The sequence below is a fragment of the Frankia sp. CeCAU1 genome (assembly GCF_977971845.1).
Genome location: NZ_CDWWXA010000011.1, coordinates 1 through 9,419 on the forward strand (window position 1 = coordinate 1; position 9,419 = coordinate 9,419).

At 71.7% G+C, this 9,419-nt stretch carries 5 protein-coding genes and 1 pseudogene; all 6 read right to left on the reverse strand.

Annotated features, from left to right (window positions below; genetic code table 11):
• On the reverse strand, positions 1-937 hold a 937-nt coding region (locus AC08OO_RS03810), incomplete at its 3' end, for an aldo/keto reductase (protein WP_476618237.1).
• Positions 937-1,509, reverse strand: coding sequence for a MerR family transcriptional regulator (locus AC08OO_RS03815; RefSeq protein WP_476618238.1), 573 nt, complete (start codon positions 1,507-1,509; stop codon positions 937-939). The genes AC08OO_RS03810 and AC08OO_RS03815, both read right to left, overlap by 1 nt.
• 156 nt (positions 1,510-1,665) lie before the next feature.
• A complete protein-coding gene (locus AC08OO_RS03820) occupies positions 1,666-3,921 on the reverse strand; it encodes an aKG-HExxH-type peptide beta-hydroxylase (protein WP_476611319.1) in 2,256 nt (751 codons plus the stop codon).
• Between the two features lie 130 nt (positions 3,922-4,051).
• Positions 4,052-5,119, reverse strand: coding sequence for a hypothetical protein (locus tag AC08OO_RS03825; protein WP_476611318.1), 1,068 nt, complete (start codon positions 5,117-5,119; stop codon positions 4,052-4,054).
• 123 nt (positions 5,120-5,242) lie between these two features.
• Positions 5,243-9,217 (reverse strand): FxSxx-COOH system tetratricopeptide repeat protein, encoded by a 3,975-nt coding sequence (gene fxsT, locus AC08OO_RS03830; protein WP_476611317.1) that lies wholly within the window; start codon positions 9,215-9,217, stop codon positions 5,243-5,245.
• A pseudogene (locus tag AC08OO_RS03835) lies at positions 9,210-9,419 on the reverse strand (hypothetical protein); the annotation flags it as partial. The pseudogene AC08OO_RS03835 and the gene fxsT, both read right to left, overlap by 8 nt.

Below are 9,419 nucleotides of genomic sequence, written 5' to 3' on the forward strand. Positions count from 1 at the left end.
CCACGCCCGCCCCCGCCGCACCCAACCGCTCCGCCTCGGCGGCCGTCAACGTGATGCTGGTGGCTGCGACGTTGTACTCCAGGTAGCGGCGCCGCTTCGTGCCGGGGATCGGCACGACGTCGTCGCCCTGGTGGTGCACCCACGCCAGCGCGAGCTGCGCGGGGGTCACGTTCTTCTCCGCGGCAAGCTTCTCGATCTCGGCGAGCACGGCGAGGTTGGCGTCGAAGTTGTCGCCGTGCATCCGCGGCAGGTGCTGGCGGAAGTCGTCGGCGGCGAAGTCCGCGGCCGAGCGGAAGGTGCCGGTCAGGAAGCCACGCCCGAGCGGGCTGTAGGAGATGAACCCGATGCCGAGTTCCCGCAGGGTCGGCAGGATCTCGGCCTCCGGCTCACGGGACCAGATCGAGTACTCGGTCTGCAGGGCCGTGATCGGGGCAACGGCGTGGGCACGACGGATGGTGGCCGGTGCCGCCTCCGAGAGCCCGAGGTAGCGCACCTTGCCGGCGCTGACCAACTCGGCCATCGCGCCGATGGTATCCTCGATCGGCGTCTTCGGGTCGACCCGGTGCTGGTAGTACAGGTCGATGTGGTCGACGCCGAGGCGACGCAGGGATGCGTCGCAGGCCGGGCGCACGTACTCCGGACGGCCGTTGATCCCCCGCGCCGTCGGGTCGGCGGGGTCACGGATGATGCCGAACTTGGTGGCCAGCACCACCTCGTCCCGGCGGCCGGCGATCGCCCGCCCCACGAGTTCCTCGTTGCGGTACGGGCCGTACATGTCCGCCGTGTCCAGCAGCGTCACCCCGAGGTCGAGCGCCCGGTGGATGGTGGCGACCGACTCGGCGTCGTCGCCAGCGCCGTAGAACTCCGACATTCCCATGCAGCCCAGCCCCTGGACGGAGACCTCCAGGCCCTGGCTTCCTAGTGCGACCCTGCGCATCAGCGGACGACCCTCTCCTGGTAGATGTCCTGATAAATGCTGATTTTGACGTTGATGGCGGTGAGGTTGCGCTGCACCTCGTCGAGGCGCGCCAGGACCCGGCGGCGATGCTCGGTCAGCAGGGCGAGACGCTCCGCCTCGTTCCCCTCCCCGGCGCGCACCAGTTCGGCGTAGCGCGCCATCTCCCGGATCGGCATGCCGGTGAGCCGCAGCTTGGTCAGGAACGTGACCCAGCGGACGTCCTCGACGGTGTAGCGCCGATGGCTCGACGAGGCACGGGCGACCGGGTCCCGCATCAGCCCCGCCCGCTCGTAGTACCGCAGCGTGTGCGCGCTGACTCCGGTGGCCGCGGCGGCCTCGGCGATCGTGAGGGTCCCAGCGGCCTCTGGTTCACCCCCCGGACCGACCGCGAACGGATCAACGGACCGGTCGCATCCATCCGGGCGGACCGCCGGGTCCAACCGCGCGCACCAGCCCTGATCCGGCTCCGCCACCATGGCCGGAGGCGGCGCCACGGCCGGAGGCGGCGCCACGGCCGGAGGCGGCGCCACGGCCGGAGGGGAGGACGTCACCGTGGGCGCCTCGATCGTGGCCATACGAAGACGTTAGGACTTGGAGTGCGCACGAAGTCAATGCGGCCCGCGGAAACTCGCTGTTCCGGATTCGCCGAATGCGTCATCGCGAACGGAGCGGGATGCGGCCGGCGGGACGGCATCCCCGCCGTCGGGTTATCGCCGGGCACCGACCGGTAGCGGCCTCGTCTCGAGAGATCGCCACGAGCGATCCGGGTAACCGGGGCCTCCCGCCGCGATCCACCGCGCGAGCGTGCGCGGGTCAGGGGTGGAGCCGGTCAGCTCCCTGATCCGGACGCTCAGGGCCAGCAACGCCTCGGGGTGGTCGAGGTAGAGCCGGCGCTCCAGTCCCCCGGCCCGTCTGGCCAGCACCAGGGCCAGCCCCGCGAACGACTCCGCCCGCCCCGGACGGGCCTGCAGCTCCCGGCGGAACTCCTCGGCCGCGCGGCCGAGGTCTCCGCGCACGTAGAGCAGGTCCCCGAGGGTGGCGTTGACGGGCCAGGCCGCCGGATCGAGCCCGGCAGAACCAGCGAGCCCGGCGAACCGGTCGGGCATGGCGAACCGCAGCGAGGTCAGTGCCTGCCGGGCGTGGCGGTGCGGGCTGTACGGCTCGGTCTGGGGGACGAGGCGGGACGACGGCGCTATCGGCCGTCCGCAGGGCCGACCGGCAGCCCAGTCCCGCGCCCATCTCTCGATGTGGTCGCGGTCGGGCCGGCGGTTACGCAGCCGCCAGACGACGGCGACGTCGCGCAGCACGGTGGCGGCTGTGCTAGTGGCCGCGATCGGCAGGTCGGCGGCGATCCAGACGTCGATCCTGGCGCCCATGGCCGAGACGAACCGGCGGCCCGCCTCGGTGAGCCCGGCCGCATCCCGCAGCACGGGCAGCACCGCCGAGACCGCGTCCCGGCACCAGGCGAACTCGTACGCCGCGCCCAGATCCGACCCGGCGCCGTCCCGGGCCCACCGCCCCGCCCAGAAGGCCGCGATCTGGGTGAAGGCGAAGGCGCCGTGCAGCAGCGGGGCGAGTGGCCGGGGGTCGGGCCGCCAGGGAGCGTAGTGCACGGAGCCGTCGTGCGGGCCGACCAGGGGCGCAAGATCGCTCAGCATCTCCAGTCTGGTGTGCGCCGCCTCATGCACGACGGCGATGGCAAGCCACAGCGCGTCGGTCGGCGGGCTGACCATCAGCGCGCCGAGCGCGTCGATCACGGTGACGCCGGTGCCGGGCCGACCCGGGACCTCACGCAACGGGACCAGTGCCGACAGGACCGCGGCGGCCTCCTCCGCCCGCACCCCGTCGTCGCCCGCGAGCACACTCCAGGCGCCGTCGAGCAGGCGCTGCCACCGGGCCGCCGCCTCGTCGCAGCGCGCGGCGACGGGCAGGGGAAGCGTGTCCGCGGCCCGGAACGGGTCGGTGTCCTCCAGCGTCAGTGCGATTCGGTGACCGTCGACAGTGCTCGACAGCATGCGCGCCGGGGTCCAGCCGTCACCACCGGCCGGTCCCCACCCGGCGCTGCCACGCAGCGTCACCCGCCGGTCGGACACGTGCGCGACGCCCCAACCGCTCGTGGCCCCCGACCCGACGACGCCCACCGTGGGGATCGACACCAGCCCGTCGATGATCCGCACCGGCACCCGGCACGGCATCCGGGCCCGCAGGGCGGCGGCCACCGCGATCCCACCCACATAACCGAGGCGGTCGAGGTCGGGTCCGGCCGACCCCTGCCAGCACCGCCGCAGGCTGCCGGCGAGCCAGGTCCCGATCGTCGGGTGCAGGAGCAGGTCGTGGACGGCGTCGCGGGCCCGCCGCTGAGCGTCCCCGAGCACGCGCAGCGCCTCATCTACGCAGGTGCGCGTCGCGTCGTCGAGGTCGGCGTTCTCAAGGCCGCGCAGCAACGCCCACAGCATCAGCATCCGTTTGCTGATCTGACCCCGCAGCAGCTCGCGCAGCGGTGCGGCACCCGGCGGCCCGCCCGCCACGGCCTCGATGTCCCTCGGGGTGATCCGATGCCGGGCGACGGGTGGGGAGACCACCCGACGAGCGGATCCGGTAGGACGGACGAGCCGCCGAGAGGCGTGGGTCATGGCGCCACCGGACATCATGGCGCCACCGGACGCGGGCCGTCCGCCCGAACAGGCGGCGACCCCGGGCGGACGTGGCGGCTTCGGGGGATCGGTGCCGTCCGGCATCTCCCCGAAGGATGTGCTCCTGGGCAGGTAGTCGGTCAGGTCCAGATCCCCGCCCAGGGCCAGAGCTACGTCCCCGGGCAGCGGCCTGCCCGGGTGGCCGATCCAGGCTGCGATCCAGCGCTGCCATTCTCCCGAGGGTGGACCCGCGAGGGAGGCAAGCCGGTCGACGTCGACCTCGCAGAGATCCACCAGACCGGACGGCACGGGCATCAGATCGTGGGCCATGAATGTGGGGCCTCCCCACCAACGGGTACGCGTCGGCGCGACGCGGGGACCTGCTCGACGAAGAATACGCGAGGACATCGACAATAATCCCGTCCATCGACGGGATTCGCCTGGCGTCATCCGGCGCCTTTCAACAGCCGTACGAAGCCGTCAGTCGGCGGACGAGCAGCTGGAAGCGGCGGTCGGCTTCGGACACCCGACGCTGATCCAGGGTGACGCCCATCAGGAACTCGTCACGGCTGAGGCGATGAAAGTACAGCGCGCCCTTCTCCACGTCGAGAACGGTGCGGGTCAATCGGCGGTTCAGGACCGATCGCAGCAGACCATCGAGCAGATCACTCAGGGCGAGGAACTTGGCGGCGACCTTGACGAGACCCTCCCGGCGAGCTTCCCGGCTCAGACCGACGAAGAATTCGTTGAGGTCGTCGTGGTCCATCAGGTCGGCGGTGCTCACCGTGCCGCCGCGCACCAGGGCCATGTACTGGAGGTCACCGGGCTTCAGGACGCTGACGGCCTGGGCCTGGAACTCCTCCTCCCGCGAGTCCCCGGCGGATGACCAACGCCGTTTGATCAGCGATGCCCAGGGATTGGCGAACACCGGCGCCGACGGCCTCGGCAACGACACGAATGGATGAGAGCCGGTGTCCGGGCTACCGTCGGCGCGGGTGGGCGACGGAAGGAACGTGCCGTCCCCCCGGTGATAGCCGCCGTAGTTGGGATCGCCGACCCCCCGGGCCGCCCGGATTTCCGTCGCGGTCCGCGAGAGCGTCAGGTCAGCGGACTCGATGGCGTCCGCGCCGAGGGAGACCCCGACGATGTACTGCCCCTCGTCGACGTCGAAGTAGAGCACCGCCCGGTCCTGCGCGGCGAAGACCGTCCGGATTAGCCGCCCGTTGGCGAGGGCGGCCAGCGAGGTGTTCAGCTCCGTCATCCGGTGGTTCAGCTGCCGGCCGATGATCTCGTAGTCCCGGCGGGCCCGTTCCACCGTGCGTGAACCACGGAAATAGTCGGCCAGCCGCGGATGGTGCAGAAGATCGGCCGACACCGTCGGCAATCCGTGGACGTAGTACTCGAGATACTGGGCACCCGTGACAGCCACCGTCCCGCGGAACTTCTGCCGGATGCCGTTGTATTCGTCGCCGACATGCGGCGCGGTGACGATGCAGGGTTCGACAACATCATCAGGAACAGTCACCATCAGCTCATCCTTCTGCCGCTCCCGGCGGGTGGCGGCCGACGCCGGACCGGAAACCCCGGTCCGGGCGGACCGGCCGGCGGCGGATTGCCACTGTGCACTCGTCGCTCGACCTCATCACGCTACTCAGATGCTGGAGATGTCGATGTCGACTTCTCGATGGCCACGCCCACCGCCGGCCTGCCGGCCGGTGAGGACCGCCAGGTTCTCCCGCATTATCGGGAGGTAGGGATGGCTGCTGTCCAGTGACATTTCGGATTCGCGCAACAGATCCTCGTTCAGCGCCCGGGCCGCCTCGGTCTCGCCGAGGGCCGCCAGGCTCGCGGCGTGGTTCACCCCGGCGGCCAGCGCGAACGGGTGGTGCTGGTAGAGCTCGTCGACCAGCGTGAGGTGGGCCTGCTCGGCCAGTACGCGGGACTCCGCCAGCCGCCCGTCCGCGCGCAGGTAGATGGACAGATCCGAGCGGCAGATGTTCGTAAACGGATGCTCGGGGCCGTGGAGACGTTCGTACTCCCGCAGGCACGACTCGGCCTCGACGGACGCCCGGTGGTGCTCGCCCAGCGCGTGCAGGTGGCCGGCACGGCTCAGCAGGCAGGCCAGGGTGCCCAGGTCGGACGCCCCGTAGATCTCGGTGTAGCGCTCGAGCGTCTCACCGGCGAGGCGGCTCGCCGCGTCCGGGCTGCCCCGCAGGCGCAGGACGACCGCGAGATGCTTGTTGCAGCGCAGGGTCAGGTGCGTCGTCGCCCCCTCGATGCCGGCGAGGTTGGTCGCGGCCTCCCGCAGCAACCGCTCCGCCTGCTCCAGCTCGCCCAGCTCCCGATGGCAGATCCCGGCCCGCGCCTGCAGCCACCAGAACTGCGAGGTGCCCTCGCCCCCCGCCAGGCGTAGCCGCGCCATGGTGCCCAGGCTCAGGTGGAGCGCCTCGCGGGCCCGCCCGTCCAGGAAGGTGGACAGCGCGAGGTTGCTCGCGGCCATGAGGGTGTCGAGGTGGTTGTCGCCAAGCCGGTCGCGGAAACCGACCAGGGTGCTGCTCTCCTCCGCGGCTGCCTCGGCGTACCGGCCGAGCTCCCGAATGTCGATGCCGTAACTCATCGCGGTGATCAATGTGTGGCGATGGAAAATGCCCAGATGGCGGCGCTGGCGGGCGAGGGTGTCGGTGTTCAGGTCGTACGCCTCCTGGAACCGTCCCAGACCGCGGAGCACCATGGCCAGGTGGGCGGCCATCCGCAGGGTCAGCGGGTCGTCCGCTCCGAACAGGTCGCGCCATCTGCGCAACGCATCCTCGGCGATGCCGCGGCCCAACTCCAGCCGGCCGGACCGCCACATCACATACACCTGGGACACCAGCCACTGCCGAACCTTGGGTGCCGGGCTCTCCATCGCCCCGGAGGCCAGGATCTGGCCCTCCAGCATCCGGTAGATCGGCCAGCCCGCGGCGGCCGAGGGCCGCGGAGCGGCCGCGGCGATGTCCGCGAAGACGCCGAGCACCGCCTCGCGGGCGGCGGTCCGCTCGGCGGGCTGCATCCGTTCGACGAGGAGCCGCTGCCAGCGCGCGGCGAGACGGAACTGACCGTCGGGTACGGTGTCGACTTCGGCCAGCCGGGGCTTGCGTATCTCCGCCCACAGCTCGGGCAGCACGGTCGGGTCGGCGATCGCGTCGTCCCCCACCGCCTCGGCGAGATGGCGCAGCATCACCGGGGATTCCAGCAGGGCGAGCGGCACGCCCTGCGGGGCCAGGAATGCACACAGTTCCAGCAGCCGGGCCGCCGCCCGCCGGGTCGCGCGGTCGCTGGTGCGCAGGGTCTCGAACGACACCGTCCAGGTTGCCTGCTCGGGTGCGACCCCGGCGAGCTGGGTGAGGTAGGCGTCGACGGCACGATCGTCAACCGGCACTCCCCGCCGGTCCTGGCGAAGCCGCCCGACCGCGGTGCGCAGGCCCGACGGCTGATGCCGTAGCCGCTCGGCGACCGTCGCCAGCCGGTCCTCACCGGCCTCGGGCAGCCACCGGCGCAGGAACGCCCGGCTCTCGGCCGGGGTGAACGGGTCCACCCACAACGCGCCGGGTTCACTGTCCCAGGCCGGATCCGCCGAAGTCAGCAGGATATGGCCGTTGCCGGTCGGGACGGGCAACAGCCCGGCCAGCGTCCGCGGGTCGGCGGCGCCGTCGTAGACAAGTAGCCAGCGCGGTGAGGGGTCGCCTTGGCGCAGCGCGTCCAGGGCGACCCGTTCGAGCTGCTCGCTCGGGGAACGCTGCGCGTCCGGGACGTCGCTGCCGGGACGCAGCCGCTCGGCGAGGTCGCGCAGGCCCGCCCGGACCGAGGCGGCGTCACCCGCCGAGATCCAGTGCACGATGTCGTAGTCGGAGCCGAACCGGTGCGCGTACTCGGCCGCGATGGCGCTCTTCCCAACGCCGTCCGGGCCGAGCAGGGGACACAGCCCGCTCGGTCGGCCCCCCGGCAGCAGCCGGTCGCGCAGCTCGTCCAGCACCGCGTGCCGTCCGACGAACGGCTGAGCGAACCTGGCCGGCACCGACCAGAAGCGGGGCCGGCGGGCCGGGTACCGGGGTGCGACCACCCGCAGGTCGTCGAGTCGGGCCCGCGGAACGGGCAGCCCCAGCCCTTCGAGGACCATGACCCCCGCGTCCCGCTCGTTCCGCGCGGGCAGGGAGATGATCTCGGCTCCATGGTAGACGGGGTCGAGCCGCATCGAACCCACCTCGACGACCACCACCCCCGCCCGCGGGCCGCGCTGGCGGATCCGGGTCTGGATCTGCTCGCGCACCAGGGACTCACCCGGGGTGTCCGGGCCCAGATGCGGTGATCCGATCACGATCAGTGACTCGACGGCGGGGAAGTCGGCGGGGGTCAGCGCCATCGGGGGCAGCGGTCGGATCCGCACCCCGGTGGCTCCCAGCACCGACACCAGCCAGTCCGCCCAGGGCCGGTCCTCGGGCGCTCCAAAAATCGTCACCGACCGCGGAGCGGGCGGTCCGTACTGCTCGAAGTCCCGCAGCACCCGCTCCCGGTCCTGTGGCGGGACGGGGCGCGCATCGATCGGGGCGCCGGCAAGCTCTCCGGCGAGCATCCGGTAGGCGGCCTGGACGCCGAGCCGACTGGCGGGATCCTCCTGGAAGGCCGCCAGGACCTCCTCGTAGGCGTAGACCGCCTTGTAGGGGATCTCCAGGCCGATCAGAAAGCTCCGCTGTGCCTCCGGGTCGGAACCGCACAGGTCGGCCAGCGCCGGGCGGAAGGCGTGGAACGCCGCGCGGCGGCGCAGTTCCTGCTTGCGCTGCTCGGTGTCCTCGACCCGCATCGGGACGGGCAGCACCCGGATGTCCCGCTTGCTGTTCCGGATCTCGCGGGCCACCCCGGCGCCGCCGTCGATGGACTGGTTGTTCAGCGCGAACCCGATGACGACGGTGTCCGGCAGGAGCTGGGTGCAGACGCCGGCCGCGTCCGAGGTGCCGGTCCGGCTGTCGATGAGGACGTAGTCGTAGTCGGCGAACCGCATGCGCTCACGCAGCGCGGCGAAATACGCCCGGCCGTCGGCGTCCTCGAACAGCGTCGACCAGGGCACCGTGGCCACCAGCACCGCGCTCGTGGACGTCTGCCTGCCGGGACCGAGGAAGTCGATCCGTCCGACGCCCGGGAACCCGGGCCACTCGATGGTCTCGATGTTGTGCCGGAAGTCGCCGTGCAGGGCGATGATCTCGCGCACCGCGTCGGCGTCCGGCACGGAGGCCTGCTCCGCGGGTGTCGACGGCGGCGCATCCTGGAGACGGTCGATCTCCCGGATGAAACCCTGGAGCATCTCGGTGACGCCGTCACTCGAGTCCAGCTCCCTGTTCTGCAGAAACGGGCGGAAATACCGGTGCAGGCCGGGAGACTCCAGATCCCAGTCGACGGTGAGAACCCGCTTACCCGAGGCGGCGAGCAGCCAGGCGACGTTCGCCAGTGCCATCGTGCGCCCCGAACCGCCCTTGTAGGAGTAGAAGGTGATGATCTGCGCCGGCCTGCCGGCGCGCCCGCCCGGGGTGTCGTGACCCGCCGGTTCCGGTGGTTGCCTGGAAAGTTCCGCTGGTTGCTCGGAAAGTTCAGTCATCGTCATCGTCCAGTTCGGCTGCGCCGGCACGACGCAGGATGGGTCGACGGGTGTGCTCGGGATCGGCCATCCGCCATCGACGCTCCCGGCCACCGGCTCGGGTCGGAGCCATGGCCGCCGGGGTCATGGCCGCCGGGGTCATGGCCGCCGGGGTTGGAGCCGTGCGAACCGTCGAGGCCAGGGGGAGCAGGGGGACCAGGGG